General features: G+C 43.4%; 17 protein-coding genes. 4 read left to right on the forward strand and 13 right to left on the reverse strand.

Annotated features, from left to right (window positions below; translation table 11 throughout):
• Positions 1-90 precede the first annotated feature (90 nt).
• From potA to Vgang_RS16305, 3 genes are read left to right on the forward strand one after another with little or no spacing between them, the layout of a single operon-like run.
• The gene (gene potA / locus Vgang_RS16295) at positions 91-1,242 is read left to right on the forward strand and encodes a polyamine ABC transporter ATP-binding protein (protein ID WP_105901081.1); all 1,152 of its coding nucleotides are present in this window, start codon (positions 91-93) and stop codon (positions 1,240-1,242) included.
• 47 nt (positions 1,243-1,289) lie between these two features.
• Positions 1,290-2,255 carry an ABC transporter permease subunit gene (locus tag Vgang_RS16300; RefSeq protein ID WP_245879869.1) on the forward strand — a complete coding sequence of 322 codons (966 nt, stop codon included), beginning with the start codon at positions 1,290-1,292 and terminating at the stop codon, positions 2,253-2,255.
• Between the two features lie 9 nt (positions 2,256-2,264).
• The gene (locus Vgang_RS16305) at positions 2,265-3,107 is read left to right on the forward strand and encodes an ABC transporter permease subunit (RefSeq protein WP_105901082.1); all 843 of its coding nucleotides are present in this window, start codon (positions 2,265-2,267) and stop codon (positions 3,105-3,107) included.
• Between the two features lie 82 nt (positions 3,108-3,189).
• On the opposite strand, the gene rnk is transcribed toward Vgang_RS16305, so the two are convergent.
• Entirely contained in the window at positions 3,190-3,603 is a 414-nt protein-coding gene (gene rnk, locus Vgang_RS16310; RefSeq protein ID WP_105901083.1) for a nucleoside diphosphate kinase regulator, read from the reverse strand.
• Positions 3,604-4,095: 492 nt separating this feature from the next.
• On the opposite strand from rnk, the gene hpf reads away from it, so the two are divergent.
• Complete coding sequence (gene hpf / locus Vgang_RS16315; RefSeq protein ID WP_105901084.1) at positions 4,096-4,455, forward strand: ribosome hibernation-promoting factor, HPF/YfiA family; 360 nt, start codon at positions 4,096-4,098, stop codon at positions 4,453-4,455.
• A 96-nt stretch (positions 4,456-4,551) separates the two neighbouring features.
• Here hpf and Vgang_RS16320 read toward each other — a convergent pair whose 3' ends face one another.
• The 12 genes from Vgang_RS16320 to Vgang_RS16375 all read right to left on the reverse strand — a co-directional run bounded on the left by Vgang_RS16320 (position 4,552) and on the right by Vgang_RS16375 (position 19,379).
• Positions 4,552-5,445, reverse strand: coding sequence for a DMT family transporter (locus Vgang_RS16320; RefSeq protein WP_105901085.1), 894 nt, complete (start codon positions 5,443-5,445; stop codon positions 4,552-4,554).
• A 110-nt stretch (positions 5,446-5,555) separates the two neighbouring features.
• Positions 5,556-6,263, reverse strand: coding sequence for a helix-turn-helix domain-containing protein (locus tag Vgang_RS16325; RefSeq protein WP_105901086.1), 708 nt, complete (start codon positions 6,261-6,263; stop codon positions 5,556-5,558).
• A 12-nt stretch (positions 6,264-6,275) separates the two neighbouring features.
• The gene (locus Vgang_RS16330) at positions 6,276-6,620 is read right to left on the reverse strand and encodes a YajD family HNH nuclease (protein ID WP_105901087.1); all 345 of its coding nucleotides are present in this window, start codon (positions 6,618-6,620) and stop codon (positions 6,276-6,278) included.
• 285 nt (positions 6,621-6,905) lie between these two features.
• Positions 6,906-7,115 carry a transcription antiterminator/RNA stability regulator CspE gene (gene cspE / locus Vgang_RS16335; protein WP_017025474.1) on the reverse strand — a complete coding sequence of 70 codons (210 nt, stop codon included), beginning with the start codon at positions 7,113-7,115 and terminating at the stop codon, positions 6,906-6,908.
• Between the two features lie 380 nt (positions 7,116-7,495).
• Positions 7,496-8,989: a sodium/proline symporter PutP gene (gene putP, locus Vgang_RS16340; protein ID WP_105901088.1), complete on the reverse strand. Its 1,494-nt coding sequence runs from the start codon at positions 8,987-8,989 to the stop codon at positions 7,496-7,498.
• A 160-nt stretch (positions 8,990-9,149) separates the two neighbouring features.
• Positions 9,150-9,866: an aldehyde dehydrogenase family protein gene (locus Vgang_RS16345; RefSeq protein ID WP_105901089.1), complete on the reverse strand. Its 717-nt coding sequence runs from the start codon at positions 9,864-9,866 to the stop codon at positions 9,150-9,152.
• An 8-nt stretch (positions 9,867-9,874) separates the two neighbouring features.
• Positions 9,875-13,102, reverse strand: coding sequence for a bifunctional proline dehydrogenase/L-glutamate gamma-semialdehyde dehydrogenase PutA (gene putA / locus Vgang_RS16350; protein ID WP_105901090.1), 3,228 nt, complete (start codon positions 13,100-13,102; stop codon positions 9,875-9,877).
• Positions 13,103-13,289: 187 nt separating this feature from the next.
• Entirely contained in the window at positions 13,290-14,078 is a 789-nt protein-coding gene (locus Vgang_RS16355) for a helix-turn-helix transcriptional regulator (protein ID WP_245879870.1), read from the reverse strand.
• A 128-nt stretch (positions 14,079-14,206) separates the two neighbouring features.
• Positions 14,207-14,845 carry a pyridoxamine 5'-phosphate oxidase gene (pdxH, locus tag Vgang_RS16360; protein WP_105901091.1) on the reverse strand — a complete coding sequence of 213 codons (639 nt, stop codon included), beginning with the start codon at positions 14,843-14,845 and terminating at the stop codon, positions 14,207-14,209.
• A 119-nt stretch (positions 14,846-14,964) separates the two neighbouring features.
• Positions 14,965-17,076 carry a GNAT family N-acetyltransferase gene (locus Vgang_RS16365; RefSeq protein ID WP_105901092.1) on the reverse strand — a complete coding sequence of 704 codons (2,112 nt, stop codon included), beginning with the start codon at positions 17,074-17,076 and terminating at the stop codon, positions 14,965-14,967.
• Positions 17,077-17,181: 105 nt separating this feature from the next.
• The gene (locus Vgang_RS16370; RefSeq protein WP_105901093.1) at positions 17,182-18,156 is read right to left on the reverse strand and encodes a ParB/RepB/Spo0J family partition protein; all 975 of its coding nucleotides are present in this window, start codon (positions 18,154-18,156) and stop codon (positions 17,182-17,184) included.
• On the reverse strand, positions 18,156-19,379 hold the full coding sequence (locus tag Vgang_RS16375) for an AAA family ATPase (protein WP_105901094.1): 1,224 nt from the start codon (positions 19,377-19,379) through the stop codon (positions 18,156-18,158). Before Vgang_RS16375 ends, Vgang_RS16370 begins: the two co-directional genes overlap by 1 nt.

Consider the following 19,379-nt stretch of genomic DNA (forward strand, 5'->3'; position numbering starts at 1 on the left):
GCTGTAAGCACATACTTGAGTTTAAGTGTGATTAAGGCGTCCAAACTAGGGCGCCTTTTTATATGAAGAATAATTTAAAGAGAGTTTCACATGGTCATCACTTCTAGCGCCTACAAAAAAGCTTTAGAGCGTCAATCCAAACCAAAAGAAATCTTGGTGAAAATTGATCGCGTCAGTAAGCAATTCGATGACACGCTTGCCGTGGATAACGTTTCCCTCACCATTAACAAAGGGGAAATTTTCTCTTTGTTGGGCGGTTCTGGTTCAGGTAAGTCGACCCTGCTACGTATGTTAGCGGGCTTTGAGAAACCAACCGAAGGTCGAATTATTCTCGATGGTGTGGACATCACTGACATGGCGCCGTATGACCGCCCTATCAACATGATGTTCCAGTCTTACGCGCTGTTTCCACACATGACGGTGGAACAAAACATTGCGTTTGGCTTGAAACAAGATTCGTTGCCTAAAGATGAAATCAAAGAGCGCGTCGATGAAATGCTGAGACTGGTGCACATGACGCAATACGCAAAACGTAAGCCACACCAACTTTCAGGTGGTCAACGTCAGCGTGTGGCATTGGCACGCTCTTTAGCAAAGCGTCCAAAGCTGTTGTTGTTAGATGAACCTATGGGTGCACTTGATAAAAAACTGCGCTCTCAAATGCAATTGGAGCTGGTCGAAATCATTGAGCGTGTCGGCGTAACTTGCGTGATGGTAACGCACGATCAAGAAGAAGCGATGACTATGTCGCAACGTGTCGCGATCATGCACCTAGGCTGTATTGAGCAAATTGGTAGCCCGATGGATATTTACGAAACGCCGGTTAACCGCTTGGTGTGTGAATTTATCGGTAACGTGAACTTATTTGATGGCATGCTGGTGGAAGATGACCTCGATCACGCCACTATTGCTTGTGTGGATTTACCGCAGCCAATTTATGTCGGTCACGGTATCAGTACCCAAGCGGAAAACAAACGGGTGACTTACGCATTGCGCCCTGAGAAATTGCTGATCAGTACCACTCTGCCTGATGATTTGGAACATCCAGAGTTTAACTGGACCACCGGCAAGGTATATGACATTGCGTATTTAGGTGGTTCTTCGGTGTATCACATCCAATTGCCATCAGGAAAAATTGTGCAGGCGTTTATTGCCAACGCAGTTCGCCACGTAAAACGCCCAACTTGGGAAGATGACGTGTTCCTATATTGGGAAGACGACAGCGGCGTTGTATTGCAGTAAGTGGGCTTTTGACAGTGAATGACTCTTTGAATATGAGTGGTAAGAGTATGAATCCATCCAGCGTGAATCCAGTGGGCTCAACAGCGAAGGTTGAAAAACCGGCTCAAAGCTTATGCAAAACTTGGCAGTTGGACAAAAAAATTGGCCGTAAACTGGTGATCGGTGTTCCTTTCTTTTGGCTGCTGATCTTCTTCTTACTGCCGTTTGTGATTGTATTGAAAATCAGTTTTTCGATGGCGGATGTGGCGATCCCCCCCTACACCGAGCTAGTCAGTTGGGCGGATGATCAAATCACCATTTTGCTGAATATGGCGAACTACATGCTACTAGGCGAAGATGATTTGTATCTCGCCGCGTATCTAAGCTCGCTAAAAATGGCGTTCATCAGCACTTTGGCCTGTTTGTTGATTGGTTACCCGATGGCGTACGCGATTGCACGCGCTAAGAAAGAAACACAAACCATTTTGTTGCTGCTGATCATGATGCCAACGTGGACGGCGATTTTGATCCGTGTATACGCGTGGATGGGCATTTTAAGCAATAACGGCTTATTGAATGGATTCTTATTGCAAATGGGCGTGATTGATTCACCACTGCACATTTTGAATACCGACTTAGCCGTGTATATCGGTATTGTGTATTCCTATTTGCCATTTATGGTGTTGCCACTGTACGCCAACTTGTCAAAGCACGATCAAAGTTTGTTAGAAGCCGCGTCAGACCTAGGTTGTCGTAATGTTTCAACTTTCTGGCAGATCACAGTACCACTATCAAAAGGCGGCATTATTGCGGGCTGCATGTTGGTGTTTATTCCGGTGGTGGGTGAGTTTGTGATCCCAGAACTGTTAGGCGGCCCAGATACCTTAATGATTGGTAAAGTGTTGTGGCAAGAGTTCTTTAATAACCGTGATTGGCCGGTTGCTGCGGCATTGGCTGTGGTGATGTTGGCAATACTGATGATCCCAATTATTTTCTTTAACCGTACTCAAGCAAAAGAATTACAAGGTAAATAAGGAAGCAATATGAAACGTTTTGGCTTCGCAAATACCATGCTGGTGTTGGGCTTAGTGTTTATCTACCTACCGCTTGTGATCATGGTGATTTACTCATTCAACGCATCCAAACTGGTGACGGTTTGGGGCGGTTGGTCGACCCATTGGTATGGCTCATTATGGGAAAACACCCAGCTAATGGGCTCGGTATTTCGCTCGTTGCAAATTGCTTTCTACACCGCAATTTCATCGGTCGCACTGGGCACCATGGCCGCGTTCGTTTTAACTCGCATTCCACGCTTTCATGGTAAAGCCTTGCTAGGTGGCATGGTCACTGCGCCACTGGTTATGCCTGAAGTGATCACCGGTTTGTCATTGCTGCTTTTATTTGTGGCGATGAACAACCTGATTGGCTGGCCGGTAGAACGCGGCATGATAACCATTTGGATTGCACATACGACATTTACCAGCTCTTATGTGGCGATTTTGGTGTCTTCTCGCTTGCGTGAGCTCGACATTTCAATGGAAGAAGCGGCGATGGATTTGGGCGCAAAACCTTGGAAAGTGTTTATGCAAATTACGATTCCAATGATTGCGCCATCATTAGTGGCTGGTGGCATGATGGCGTTTGCCCTATCCTTGGATGACTTAGTGTTAGCCAGCTTTGTGGCGGGCCCAGGGTCGACCACGTTACCGATGGAAATCTTCTCGTCGGTGCGCTTGGGCGTCAAACCTGAAATCAACGCGATTGCGAGCTTAATTTTATTGTGTGTATCTCTGTTTACTTTCACCATGTGGTTCATCATGGCAAGAGCAGAAAAGCGCCGTAAGAAAGAGATTTACCAAAGCAAAAAGAGCTTGTCTTTAGCGTAACGACCACAAAAAAGCTGTATTGATGAGAGTCAATACAGCTTTTCTTTTATGCCTAAGTGAACTCTGATTTAGCACTCGCGCATTAAAGTTGAAATTCACCCATGCGCTCTGGCTGATAGGTAATTTTCATAATTTTGACGATCAAATTGCCACCACCTGGTTTCGGCCACTCAATTTCATCTCCAACAGAAAGACCGAGTAATGCACTGCCAACAGGCGCAAGAATTGAAATCGTTTTTCCATCACCATCAACATCTTTTGGATACACTAGAGTGAGTTCAAAATCCTTATTGGTCGACTCGACACGAAACTGAACGGTTGAATTCATAGTAACAATTGTTGCTGGAATTTCATTTGGCTCAACAACAACCGCACGCTTGAGCTCTTTTTCTAACTCAGTAACGCCAGGAACACTACCCCTCGGTATAGATTCAAGTAAATCATATAACCGATCTAAATCTAATGAAGAAATCATTATCTCAGGTCTAAGCTTCATATTTTTCTCACTGACTTCTTGTTTTTCAATTCATCCCAATTTAGTCATTCACTGTGAATAACCAAATATAATCCGTACATCTTAATCCAATTCATCTAACATAAATTCACTAGATATCTCATTCTCAATTAATATTTGTAAGGCTTTGAAACAAAAGAGCTTACCAAAAACATAACCGTAAAATACCGTTAACAATAAACGTTGTTCAATTGCAAATAAACACGATAATTCAACGTCATTTTTGTGATATTTAGGGCATTCATACCGCAAAAGAAAATCGAAATGATCCAACGAAAATTGATTTTGTTACTAGACTTAAAAATAGGAACAAACGGCTTTGCCTATTGTCATAAAGTTTGTTAGCTTGAACTTGCAGTGAGGGATTGGAGAATCAAAGCATTCTAGTATTTATGACTCTCCATCTGTCATCTAGGGATAGAAAATCCGCATTTCGCCTTGCAGTTTAAGGCGCGTCAACAGAAGGTATTGTGTATGAAAGTAAACATCCAAACGCATCATGTTTCTCTTAGTGAAGAATCACGTAAAGAGATTGAAGGAAAATTCGATAAAATATCTTCGCACTTCCCCGACTTGATCAGTTGCGACATCATCATCACCAAGCAACACAATGAACATCAGGTAGAAACCTTCACGAATTACGAAGGTGTTCGAATCTCAGCTAAGGCGGAAGACAAAATCATGTACCCTGCGATCAGCGCAGCCGTGAAGAAACTCGAAACCGGACTAAAAAACAGAAAAGGACAACTCAAAGCAGAATTACACGCGACACCAACCAGCACTAAGCCAGAGATTGCCTCTGACATCATTCAAGAAATGAAGCTCGTTGATTAGTAGTTTCAAAAAATAGATATAACAACGGGCTCAATTGAGCCCGTTTTTTATTTTTAAGATTGGCTATACCTGTCAAGCTAAGACTAACTACAATAGTTACACCACTGGCTTAACACGCTGAAATCGAAATACTGCCATTGCCACAACCACAATACCGACCATTGTCATCATGCTAAGCTGCTCACCAAAAATCAGATAGTCAAATAAAATAGCCAGCAACGGAATGCAGTAAAAGAGCATGCTGACTTGACTCGCGCTACCACGTTTTAACATGAACAACAGCAACATCACCGCGCCAACTGAGACAATGATACTCATCCAGAATAATGACAAGAACATTTCCTGAGTCCAGGTCACTTGCCAATCCGTCACTAACGCCACCAAGCTGAACAGGATTAAAGTAAATAAATTTTGATACACCACCATGCTCTCAATATTCATGTTGATGCCTTTTTGTTTAACGGTGCCAAAGGTAAGCGAAATCAAGGCAAAGAACGCGAATAGCAGGCCAATAGTATGGGTCATGTCGACGGCTTTTGCTCCAGAAACGGCAATGCAGAGTCCAACAAAGCCTAAAGCTAATAATCCATAACCCTGCTTAGATAACTTCTCTTTGGCTAAAAATGGAGTAATAAGTGGTTGAAACCCTAACACCATAGTGACAAGTCCCGGAGAGATCCCGGCATCAATGGATAAAATATAAGTACTTAAATAGGCAAATTGCAGAAAGAAGCCCACTTTCAAGACCGCGATAATGTCACTTTTACTATGCCGAAACAGTTCATACTTTAATTTGGGACGCACTAGCATCAACACAGCAGTAGAAAAGAAAAAAGTCAGGCAAGCCCGCAAGAATAAAAATGTCCACGGAGAGGCATCCACCAGCCCCATTTTGACCATGACGGCCCCACTACTCCACATCAGCAAAAATAGCACAGGAGCCATAGCTTCAAATCGGTTGTCAGGTTTTAAAGTATCAATATTCTGCATTGTGCCTCCCTACATTAATATGCTTTGAAGGCTCAGTATATAAACTCAATATATCGAAAATGTGCCGAACAGACGGTGTTCATCACCAATTAGATGGTTTTGATTAGGAATTAACGATAGGACTTCGGAGATTGGCCAAAGAATTGGGTAAAACGACGAGAAAATGCCGATGGATTATCAAACCCCACTTTTTCACCAATGATATGAACCGGTAAATCGGTATGAGTAAGTAAGGCTTTGGCTTTTTGCATTCTCAGTTGCAGCACAAACTGTTGACTGGTAATGCCTAAATTGGCCTTAAACACTGCTTTAAATTGGGTTGGACTCAAGTAAGCCATGTTAGCCAAACGCTCAACAGACCAATTCTGTTTTATATCTTGCTGTATTTCACTGACCACTTTAGCAATACGAGCATCGATTTTGGCATGTTCACCTTGCTGTTCGAGTAGCTGTAGCAGCATCTCACACATCGAGGTTTCGATATGCGCATGTGTATTGGTCATGAGCTGCAAACCAACAAACTGAACATACGCGGTGGTAGCTGGTGCAAGTAAAAACTTAGTAATGGCTGGAGAAGATAAATTACTTGGCAATTGATTCAGGTCAGCCACTAAAAATCGGGCCGATTCATCTGCCGCGAATGCATGATCTTGTCCAGCATGCACAACAATGGCATCGCCGACGCTAACTTTGCCATCAAAAGCACCAACCTGCATGACAATTGAGCCCTGCAATGGCAACACAATTTGGTGATAGTCGTGCTGATGATGTCGAGATTGACTTCTATATGAACGAATCGATAAGCGATTAACAATCATGCGCGTGCAATATCACTTTTTCATTAAGTCTTTCAAATTGGCAAACGGGTTATGGGTTGCACCTTTGTGGTCATCTTCTTTGGGTGTTGAATCCGTACCATACAAATCATGCTCTAAATATTTTGAGTGCTCATGATCGTGGCAATATAAACACAGTAATTCCCAGTTGCTGCCGTCTTCTGGGTTGTTGGTATGGTCGTGATCGCGGTGGTGTACCGTTAATTCACGCAAATTTGAATAGACAAATTCTCGCGCACATTTACCGCATACCCACGGATACAATTTCAATGCTTTTTCACGATAACCGCTTTCTTTACGCGCATAACTGGCGCTAGTACCATAAAAATCCGATGCCATTGCTCTTACCTATTTGTTTTTTGATTTCTTGATTTCTTGATTTCTTGATTTCTTGATTTCTTGATTTCTTTAATTAATACAATATTTACACTGTAAAGTGAAACTCAAAAATCATTAATCTGGGATGGTAATGATCCCAAGATTTTCTAACAGCATTTCTTGTTGCCAATGCTCGATGCTCGATGCTCGATGCTCGATGCTCGAGAAGATGATAAGTACGATTTCGATAGAAACAAAAAAGCCGCAACAAGTGCGGCTTTTTCTTAATTCGGTGTCAGTACTGAATTATAGTACTTCAACGTTTGCAGCTTGAGGACCTTTTTGGCCTTGCTCAACTTCAAACGCTACTTTTTGGCCTTCAGCTAGAGTGCGGAAACCTTCACCTGTGATTGCACGGAAGTGAACGAATACGTCTGCGCCGCCATTCTCTTGAGTGATGAAACCGAAACCTTTCTCTTCGTTAAACCACTTAACTGTACCAGTTGTCTTAGACATGGGTAAATCCTATCAATATTTTTTACTAATCAATTACGCTTGTTGCGTGTTATAGCCGGGAATAGAGTTACTTAAGTGAGGGTACTTACAAAGGAAACACTTCATGACACTTAACTGGTATAGCTGGTGTAGCGAAGACTTCTAAAGCAGATTTCAAATAAATAGGTCCGTTTCAGGCCGTGTTTAAAGATACTCGGGTTTTTCAGCATTGTATAGGTATATTTTGAAAAACTTGATCTAAGTTGTTTAAATTCATTTCAAAGCGGTTTAAATGTCTAATTTCATAAAGAAATCGTTTTGCTGCCTTAAAATAGCGTCTAAAAAAGCCCTTACTGCTTTCACAATAAGGGCTCAAAATTAATGAGTGTAAGTAACTCTGATTAGTCTAACTCTTCCAACTGACGCTGGTACTTCTTGTATTGTTGGGTCACTTCTTGGCTAGGACCGCCAGTCACAATACTCACCAATACAATCGCGATAGTTGAGAAAATCACCCCTGGGACAATTTCATACACATCGAAGATACCGCCCGTTAGCTGTTTCCAGATAACAATGGTCGCACCACCAATCACAATACCAGCCAATGCGCCGTTGCGGTTCATCTTCGACCAGTAAAGGCTAAGTACAATCGCTGGACCAAATGCCGCACCAAAACCAGCCCATGCGTAAGAAACCAGCCCTAGTACCGAACTATCCGGGTTCATTGCAAGAACCAGTGCCAACACAGAAACACCAATCACGGCAATACGACCAACCACAACCACTTGCTCTGGCGTTGCGTCTTTCTTAAACACTTGCTTGTAGAAGTCTTCCGCTAATGCTGATGATGATACAAGAAGCTGTGAATCCGCTGTACTCATGATCGCCGCTAGAATAGCCGCCAACAAAATACCCGCCATCACAGGGTGGAAAATCGCATTCACCAGAATCATGAAGATTTTCTCACCATCTTCAATATTCAGTGTTGGGTGACTATTCACGTAGATAAGCCCAACGAGGCCAACCATAATCGCCCCTGCCATTGAAAGCGCAGTCCAACCCACCGCGATACGACGTGCCGTGGTTAAATCTTTATTGCTACGAGTCGCTTTAAAGCGCGCCAGAATATGTGGCTGGCCAAAGTAACCTAAGCCCCAAGCGACAAGTGAAATGATGGCTATTGCACTTAAAGGTTCGCCTGTAGCGTTGGTCCAGACATCCAGTAAGTTTGGATTGATATTGGTGATATCAACATTCACTTGGCTGAAACCACCCGTCATTGCCGCAATAGGCACAATAAGCAAAGCGGCCGCCATTAGTAAACCTTGCACCAAGTCCGTCCAAGCTACCGCTAAGAAACCACCAAACAAGGTATAAGAAATCACACAAACCGCGCCAATCACAACCGCAATTTTGTAATCTAAGCCGAATACGGTTTCAAACAATTTCCCGCCGGCGACTAGGCCAGAACTGGTGTAGAACAAGAAGAAAAGTAAAATGAAGAAAGCGGAAATGGTTTGGATCAGTTTCGAATTATCTAAGAAACGTCGTGATAGGAAATCCGGAATGGTGATCGCATCAGTGGTAATACTGTAAGTGCGAAGACGTTTTGCACTGACAAGCCAGTTCAGCCAAGTACCGACCAACAAACCGCCACAAATCCAAGTCGCTTCTAAGCCAGAGGCATAAGCATAGCCTGGGACACCAAGCAGTAACCAGCCACTCATATCTGACGCACCAGCGGAAAGTGCGGCTGGCCATGGGCCTAGAGTTCGACCACCAAGAAAGTAGTCGCTCGAGTTAGAGGTACGTTTATACGCATAATAGCCAATGGCAAGCATCAGGACTAAGTAAGCAATAAATGTACTGGTAATAGCAAAGCTATTCTCAATCATAGATATACCCTTTTTATTGTTGCCTCCCTTCCTGAGAGGCTATGGTAAAAATAATCGTCTAAGTAATGATAGCAGTGAATACTATCAATTACTTAGACTGACCTAGTGTTCGCATTGCACTCTAGGTTTACACTGTAAAGTGTTCGTTTTTAAAGCCTTGTTAGTGTTGATTGCCCAACTCTAGTAGCGTGGCATTGCCCCCTACTGCGGTAATATTAATAGTACGAGTACGCTCAGTGATAAAACGCAGCACTAGGCTGGTATCATGAACCGACGTCAATTGTTGCGCAGTATCACCACTATCAAAGGTTTCCGCCACTAAAGGTACAATCACGCCTTGTTTCTTAGCCAAGGTGCGATTCACCAATAATTCTGTCTCTGTACTTGAAATTAAGGCGACAACACGAATGTCAGCCTCAATTAGAGCTTTGTACGAGTCATACGCCACAATGTGTACTAAATGTGCTGGTAAAGACGTCGTTATTGCCGATTCGATACATTGATTTAATTCAAGGTCATCACAGCACATCACCACGGCATTCCCTGCGATCAAAGCGGCAGTCAATTGCGCCACCACACTTATCCAAGGCGCACCAGATTCCACCACTAAAGCACAAACACCACGGCCAGCAGTATAAAGCTCATTCGTCTCTCCCGTTGGGCCCGGCATCAGTTTCGCTTCAGCCAGTAGCACGTCGGCGTGGTGCAGATGATACTTCATCACAGCACTAAGTTCAGGTTGTTGTTGCTCTAATTGACGACAAACGCATAGTAAACAATCACTTTTGAAGCTGTAATCGGTTAAGTTCCATTGTTCCCAAGCCGTTTGAGCATCAAATACCGTGACTTCTGAAAAGCGAGTAATAGATTGCATGATTCTTTCTCCTAAACCGACTCAGTAGATGTGGACATATCCTTTTGAGGCTCAGCGTTTTGATGCACTGTGCTTTGAGACATAGCTACTTGAGACATAGCCACTTGAGAAAAACGATATAAATAGTGTGGGCCACCGGCTTTCGGACCAGTACCCGATAAACCTTGTCCACCAAATGGTTGTACGCCCACCACCGCACCAACTTGATCACGGTTGATGTAACAGTTACCAACGCGAGCTTGCCTTTCAATCCAGCGATAAGTGGTTTCATTGCGGCTATGAATGCCCATGGTTAGACCAAAGCCGGTTTGATTGATGTCTTTTACCACTTGCGCTAATTCACTCGCTTTAAATCGAATAATGTGCAGAATTGGTCCAAACTTTTCTTCTTTTAAAACCCGAATATCGGAAATTTCAATCGCGGTCGGTGCGACAAAGTCACCTTGCTGACACGCTTCATCGAGTGATAACTCAGTGACCAAACGCTGGGTTTGTTTCATCTCTTCAATATGCGCGATGAGCTTATCTTTCGCTGTTTTATCAATCACAGGGCCAACATCGGTAGAATGTAGATACGGCAAGCCCACTGAAAGTTGCTGCATGCCCCCTTTAATCAACTCAATAATGCGATCGGCAATATCTTCTTGCACATAAAGCACACGTAAAGCCGAACAACGCTGCCCTGCCGATGCAAACGCTGATCGCATCACATCGCGCACAACTTGCTCTGGCAAGGCAGTACTGTCGACGATCATGGCATTTTGACCACCGGTTTCAGCGATAAATGGAACGGGTTTAGCGTCACGTTCTGCCAATGTGGCATTAATGCGCTGCGCGGTTGGGGTTGAACCAGTAAAGGCAACACCTGCAATTGCGGGGTTTGACGTTAACGCTTGGCCAATTTTCGCACCATTACCTGGTAATAACTGAATGGCTCCGCTAGGGAAACCCGCTTCAAGCATGAGCTCGACGGCGCGTGCAGCAATCAAGCTGGTTTGCTCCGCAGGTTTAGCAATCACAGTGTTACCACTTACCAATGCTGCGGTAATTTGGCCTAGGAAGATAGCTAATGGGAAATTCCAAGGGCTGATGCAAACAAAAACACCGCGTCCCTCTCGACTCATTTCTCGAGTAATACCATCGAAGCCCAGCTGTTGTTGCGGTGCAAAGGTTGAATCTTGTTTTGCGTAATAACGGCAGAAATCCACCGCTTCACGGACTTCATCAATACTATCGTGAATGGTTTTACCGGCTTCTTTATGGCAAAGCGCAACCAACTCAGCTAAGTGATCTTCTAAAAGATCCGCTAAACGGTCGAGTTTTTCGGCGCGAGCTATGTAGCCAGCCTTGTTCCATTCATGGAAGCATGATTGAGCGACCTCGATTGCTTCGGAAACATGATCAAGGTTTGAAAACGCAACAGATCCTACCTGGATCTTTCTATCATAAGGCGCAGTGACATTTTGGATCTCAGATTGAAATGCATTTTCGCCCTTGATCATGCTTTTATAAATAGCTTTATCCGCAATAATAGATTTACCAGCAATGATTGGGCCGGCTTGCCAGGTTTGACTTAACCAATGCTCGACTTGCGCCTCAAACGGTTCAAGCTCACTTTGAATATCAATATTGACGCCGTAGGAGTTTTTACGCTCAGGGAAAATAGCAGGAGGTAAAGGAATGGCAGTATTACTGTAACTTTCGTTCGCCATTAAAGTATCAACAGGGTGCTGATTTAAGGTTTCAATTGGGCAACGAGCGTCAACCAAACGATGCACAAACGAGCTATTCGCACCATTTTCTAACAGGCGGCGGACCAAATAAGGTAATAAATCTTTGTGGCTGCCCACCGGTGCGTAAATACGGACAGACTGACCAAAAGTTTTCATTGCGTGTTCGTATAACGCATCACCCATGCCATGTAAGCGTTGGAACTCGAAATCTTTATGGCTCGCCATATTCGCAATCGCGGTCACGGTATGCGCGTTATGGCTGGCAAATTGCGGGAAAATATTACCGCGAACCTGCTCACTTAATAAAAATCGTGCGCAAGCGAGGTACGAAACATCGGTCGCTTCTTTACGGGTATAAACCGGATAGTTTGAATAACCCGCTTGTTGAGACCATTTGATCTCACTGTCCCAATAAGCGCCTTTTACTAAACGTAATGGAATGAGATCGCCTTGTTCTTTTGCGAGCGCGTTAAGCCATACCAAAACGGGTAATGCACGCTTAGAGTAGGCTTGGATCACCAAACCAAACTTGCCCCACCCTTTTGCTGCTTCACTGCGATATAACTTTCCGAACAGCTCAAGAGAAAGCTCTAAACGATCGGCTTCTTCCGCGTCAATAGTCAGTGCTACGCCAAGCTGACGCGCTTGCACAATCAATTGCTCAACCGTGGAATACAGCTCTATCAGCACACGCTGTTTATTAGCTACTTCATAACGTGGATGCAAAGCAGAAAGTTTGATGGAAACCGAAGGCGCAGGGCTCACCGAATGATCGAACTTATCATTGCCAACTGCGGTAATCGCCATTAAATAATCATTGAAATACTTTTGTGCATCTTGGGACGTTAACGCGGCTTCGCCTAACATGTCATAAGAGTAGGTATAGCCTTTCTCACGCATGTTTTTGCCATTTTTTTGCGCTTCAGCAATCGTACGGCCAAGCACGAATTGGTAACCCATAATTTTCATCGCTTGATGCATAGCTTTACGGATCACCGGCTCAGAGAGCTTATTCACTAAACGGTTTAGACCTTGAGTTGGGCTTTGCGCTTGTGATTCATTCAATCCAATGACTTTCCCTGTCAGCATTAAGCCCCAGGTAGAAGCATTGACGAATACGGAGTCGGAATTTTTAAGGTGAGATTTCCAATCGGCAACGCTGAGTTTGTCGCGGATAAGAGCATCAGCGGTCGCCGAATCTGGAATACGCATTAGCGCTTCAGCTAAACACATCAATAAAATACCTTCATGGGTATCTAGGCTGTATTCAAGTAGAAGTGCATCGATCATTTGCACCGCTTTTTTATCGGCACGAATGGCTTTAATAAGCTGTGTGGTTTGAGTTTCGATCGATTGCTTTTCTTGCTCACTTGGCATTGCAAGCGGCAAAAGTTGCTGTAACCAAGAAGATTCATCCACCATATACAATGGCGAGATATAAGACCATAACGTCGATAATGGTTGCTGATTAAATTCCGCGTTCAACACATCTGTTGCTGTAAACATGTATTTTCCTCATACAAATCGGAACAATGAAATACTTTGATTTGAAGTGTAGAGCCAAAACTGGAATTATATTTGAATAAATCTACGCTAAATTTGTCAAAAACTCCGCTAGATAACAAATATCCAACAAGATCACACAAATTCAGCCACAATTGAAGAAGGAAACGCTAGAGCGTTCGTAGCAATCTTAATGTTCCTTCCTAAATTGAGAAGGCGACATTCCGACTAATCGAGTAAAGGTATGGGTAAAAACGCTTTGATCTGAAAATCCGGTCACCTCGGCAATATGACCAATACTGTATTGCCCTTCTTGAATCAAGCGCTTTGATTCCTCCACCCGTTTAAGCAAGACGTATTGATGCGGTGTCATCCCAACTTGCGCTTTGAATAGCAAATAGAATTGGCTTTCACCAAGAAAAGAACTGGCCGATAAATCAGCCACTTTGATTTTAGAAGCTAGATGTTGCTCAATGTAGCGATCGATCAATTCCATATTGAGGCGATGACCTTTCTTGTACATTTCGAACTTTTTAACATGTCGGTGCAGCAATGCGATGATGGTATCTTGGCAGGCGCGACATAGCAGTAAATCATCAGGGCTGGATTTAATTTCATGCACCAGCATCTGAATCAGTTGCTGAATTTGGAAATCGAGTTGAAAGTACACTTCTTCTGATAATAAGTCTTCGAGCAGATGGGAGACTTGCGAATCTTGCTCACCAATATCAAGAAAATTCAGCACCAAAATATCCGATAACCCAATACCACCGAAGCTGTGCTCTGAGGAAGCTCGTACAATACATCCTTGCCCTGGGCCAATCAGGTTGACCTCCCCTTCCACATCAAATTCTGCTCGGCCGGATAAGCCAATCACAATTTGAGTATAATCATGCTGGTGGCGGTCCATCTGGCTCGGTAATGTGATGACTTGAGCGGGCTTAGGCGGCTCAGGATGCAATTCATCGTAAGTGGCCAAAATGTTGCTCCTCCCTGAATAACAAACTCAATAACCTCAGCTGCGTGTCATCATCTTGATCATAGTTCCGAAACGATGATCAAGATAACTTAAATTACGGTTAAAGTTGATTCAATTATTTCTAAATTTTATGGTGCAAGACGAGATATATCCCAAACCGCTTGTTCATCTTTGCTGTAGATGAATCGATCGTGCAGACGGTGCTTCCCACCCTGCCAGAATTCGATAGTATCGACTTTCACTCGATAGCCGCCCCAAAAAGTAGGGACAGGAATTTTTCCTTCCGCAAACTTGGCTTTTAATTCCATATATTTACCTTCCAACACACTGCGTGCTGAAATGCGACTACTTTGTTTACTTGCCCAAGCGGCGAGCTGACTTTCTTTCGGACGAGAAGTAAAGTATTTCATATTTTCTACCGCCGTTAACTTCTCAACATGGCCGGTAATATGAACTTGCCTTTCCATTGGGTGCCACGGAAAGTGTAGGCTAATTTTGTTATTGTGCTGCAAATGCTGCGCTTTACGACTACCTAAATTGGTGTAAAAAACGAAACCTTCGTCGTCCACATTTTTTAATAAAACAATACGTTGAAAAGGCTGGCCATGCTCGTCGACAGTCGCCACCGTCATTGCCGTAGGATCAGATAAACCAGCTTGGATGGCTTGCTCTAACCAAAGGTTAAATTGGTCAACTGGATTTTCAGCCAAGTCAGAACGCTTTAATGCGTCCATCGCGTACTCACGACGCATATCAGAAAGTTTCATGTTTTTTCCCTAACTCAATTTTTGATTATTCTGCGCTTATCAAGAAGTAACTGCAAGAACGTATTTACAGTGTAAATTGTTAGCCCAATTCAACTAGATCAACCAGCTCAAAAGTAGATTTACACTGTAAATTGTAATAACCATTGTTTAAGACTTTGTTCTATTTGCTTACGACCCGCAAGTTGATATTTGTTAGCGACCGTTTGCCAAGGAAGAAACAACATGACTTTATCAATGACTACCGGAAGCTGTGACTCCTGCAATTGATACCTGGCTGCTGCATGATAAGAAAGATATTGAAACATGAAGGCTTGAAAAATAGGAAGCGCAGTTTCAAAACTATTACCTCCTTGAGCGTAGTTACGCAAAATCGCAGGCAAGACAAATTCATCGCTATCACTATGCTCCAGTAATAATGCCGCTAATGACCCATGCTCGATAGATGGATATTGAAGTGGTAATACTGTTTGAAACGAAGACAAACAAGTGCGGTGAGCTGACTTAATCCAATCTTTAGATGATTCAGAAAGAGGCTTAACCATAAAGGCAGAATAACACCCACTAACATGGTCACGACGTGTGCCCAGAGCAACAAACTGAAACTCCGATTTCCAAAATGAAACTAATTCAGCCGTCGCCCCAAAGCTGACCGATAAGAAATCCACTTCGCCGCTCAGCAGCTCTGCTAATAAAGTTAAAGTCCTCGTGCCAATGCCTTTACTTTGCCATTCAGGATGAATCGCAATACGCATGATGCGAGCCGAGGTTTGTTCAGCTGGCTCAAACCACGCAAGATGATTAGCCAGATGTGATGCGGCTAAATGCCCTTTCGGTCTGCGTTTGCCAATCTGAATGTCAGTAATTAACTCTGGTGATAAACCGCCTTCAAAACTAACGAGCAAACAGCCTAACAGCAAAGAATAACCATCGTTCATTATTGCCTTCACTTGGTATATTTGTATCTCATCAGAATCCAGTACCTGCAAAACATCATTCGGTGACGTTTGATAATGTGCACTGACTAACAGACCAAAAATAGAAGCGTATAACTGAGGCTTTGTCACTAATTGGTGCTTATCTACTAAACTTAGGCTGATATTGTCACTCTGTATATCGGTTGCAGAAAAAGGAATTGAGGCGGATGATTCGGCTACATTCGACACATCAGAATGAAGTAAGAAAGCATCAAAACTCCACGCCTCTAATGGATCATTCTCAGCCCATCGAATCGGTTGTGTCAGTTCTAACAATTTCCAACCTGGTCGATGTTGATTGAGCCACGACATAAATTTAAGCGTAAAACCGCGGCCACAGCCTTCATAGCCATGAATGGTGGAGCTCAGCACCATACGATGATAATGCTCAACAAAATGAGTCAACATAGGTAATGGCAAAGCAGCCGCTTCATCAACCATGAGTAGATCGGCATCAATATGGTTTAGATAAAGTTCATCAGGAGAAATAAAACGAATTTGCGAACCATTCTCTAACACCCAGTGAGTACGTTGCTGACTTTGCCAAGTAAGCTCACCTACCCCACGCTCAAGAAAATCAAACAATGGTGATAAAGCCGTAATCGAAGGTGCCGTCACGAAAATATTGATAACACGTTGAGACATGAGTTTAGCCGCTGCCATACCAAGGCTAGCAGTTTTGCCACGACCTCGGTTAGCATTCATCACGAGTGGACGACGGCGGTGCCCGGTCATCACTTTTTCTATCGCTTCAATCGCTCTGTGCTGTTGGCTATTGTGTTGTTGGTGATATTGAACGTTAAATGAGTCAACCTTCTCATCAAGGTGCCAGTTCAAATCCTGATCTAATGACACTATTTGCGGCCAAGCTTGAAATTGACGTATTAACCAATCACTAGCATGGCTGTGGTTAAGCGCGTCCGCATTCAATACAAATAAAATGCCGCCTCCAACCAGAGTACCTAAAGCTGCATTAAAACTATTGGCGTCAAAACCTACGGACAAGTCGACAATTAACATTTTGGTTTCTCGCCCCAGCAGTTGATGGCCTTGCTTGAATGAATAAAACTGACTTTCTATTGAGGCTTGCTCGCCACCAAGCCAAGTAATCTCACTAGCTTCAAATGCCTGTTGTACAGAGAACTGTTCTAGAAGGTGAATCAGGTCAGACTGTCCAAGCGTTAACTTAACCGCATATCTATGATGCGATTGCGCTAAGTGAGAGGCCAAATCATTAAGAGACTGAAGTACTTGCATGCTGTGCTCAACGTTTTTCAAAACATAAAACAAGCATATCACAGACAGAAAAAAAGCCGCACAATGCGGCTTTAAACGGACGATAGAAAAGAGAACAATTTTAACTTAGGCTAATTTAGATTGAATATAAGCAAGGATATCATCCATCACTTCATCATCGACCTTTTTCAAAGCCAAAGAAAGATTCGCTCCTTTTCGAGTGTAACTCACACGCCCTTTCACTAGATCAACTTTTTCAGACAACTGTGCTTTTTTGCTTGGTGCTAATTCTTCAATCCATGCTTCCAATTGACTTGAGATTTCTTTGGTCAAACGGGCAACACCTTGTGATTGAGAGCCTTGCCAGATCTCACCTTGAGCTTTACGGCATTTTTCTAATAACAACGTTTGCGATTTCTGTGGCAACGCAAAATACTGTTTATACAATTTTACGATGGTCGGACGGCCAACATCGCTCACATTCGGGTACGCTTGCAACAATTCTAATGGTAATGCAGCGGCTTTTAATGCCCCGCTCACCAATGCTTCACTGCACTGGAACATTTGCGCCAGCGCTTTTTGATCAGCCGCTTCGCCTGAATCTAATTTGGCTTGCATTTCACGGCCACGTTCGTATAAAGAAAGCGGTTTGTGGGCATTAGCGACATCCGATAAGAATTTAGCATGCTCGGTTTCAATGTTATCCGCAACATAGATTAAGAAGTCTTTCTTGGCCAGAATACATGACATGCGGCGACGGCTACCGTCTAATACTTCGATTTTACCTTCAGCATTACGTCGACCAACCGCGGGGTATTGCTGACCACGCTCTTGCAGTGTCACTAAAATATCCGCTAAAGCATGTTCATTTAAGAAAGACTGCTCACGTGAATTTTCTGCAAATACCACCGTTTGTTGCTCAATCAAAGCGGCGGGAATGGTAACCAATTCAAAAGCCACTAATTCTTGACCAGCAATCGCTAGCTCGATCACTTGTGCTTTTTCTTTCGCGGCAGCTTGAGCTTCCACAGGAGAAGTCGCACGGCGCTTATTCGCTTTACCGAACAACTTTGCATTCAGTTCAGAAGTTTTAATCGCCATTATTTATCTCCTTGGTTCAATGACGCCCAGTGGCTATGCATCACACGCTCTAATTCTAGTGCACTTTTTTGAATCGCATCTTGTGCGGTTGCAAGCGTTTTCTTACCGCCTTCAAAATCACTCGCGGTTAAATCAAATACCGTGCTGTAAGTATCGGCACAGGTTTCAAATGCACGACTGCGAGGAATGGTTGCCATCATCACTTGCTCAGCAAGTAAGTAGTTCATCTCTGTTAGTACCGATACTTGCTTTTTATTATCATCTTCAAACATCGTTGGCATTAAGCGAACAAATTCTAGCCCTTGCCAATCTTCCGGGAACATTTCGTATACCGTTGGAAGATGCTGAAAGAAGTTCACCGTAGAAGCCCAATCTAGACGCTTAGCGGCGCACGGAATCAATAAAGCGTTAGAGGCATACATAGCGTTCCACACTAATGGATCAACGTGCGGGCCGGTATCCATCATGATGATATCGAAATCATCCGCAATTTTATCAATTAACTTTTCTTTTAATAACTTAACAATATCTAATGATTGATTCTGAGATAAATGCTGCCACGCCTCAGCGTTAAACATGGCATCTTCTGGGAAAGCAGAAATGGTTTTCAAGTTTGGATATTGTGTTGGCAACAATACATTTTTACGCAAAAACTCACTATCGACCTCTACCCCATCAGGCACATTATCTAACATCACATCCACAGCCGAATAAATTTCATCATGATCATCAACACTGATTTGTGGATTTAAAAATAGACGTAATGAACCTTGTGGGTCTAAATCGATTAAGCAAATACGGTAGCGTTTGTCTAAGTTTAACGCTAAACAGGCGGCTAAGTGCACTGCTGACATGGACTTACCGGTACCGCCCTTTTGGTTCTGAACGTTAACGATCCACGGTTTATTACCCATATTTTTCTTACGCTGGTGGAACATATCCACTCCAGCGGCATCCATGAGTTGATGCGCTTCGCTCAACGTAATCGAATAGTGGTTGGCATTATTTTTAGTAAATTGATGACCATCAGCTTCCATTTTAGCGATCGCTTCGTCGAGTTTACGTCGCGTCAAACCTGAGCGGGTTTCCATCAAGGCTTTTGACATTGGTGGAAAATGTTCATCTTTTCTTTCTTCTAAAACAATCTCAATACGATCTGCTTGAACTTGTTTTGTCTGTTCAGCTAAACGTTCGAGATTGTGTATCGTCTGTTCTCTTTTCAT

Origin of the sequence: Vibrio gangliei, assembly GCF_026001925.1 — a bacterium.
Lineage (GTDB): Bacteria > Pseudomonadota > Gammaproteobacteria > Enterobacterales > Vibrionaceae > Vibrio > Vibrio gangliei.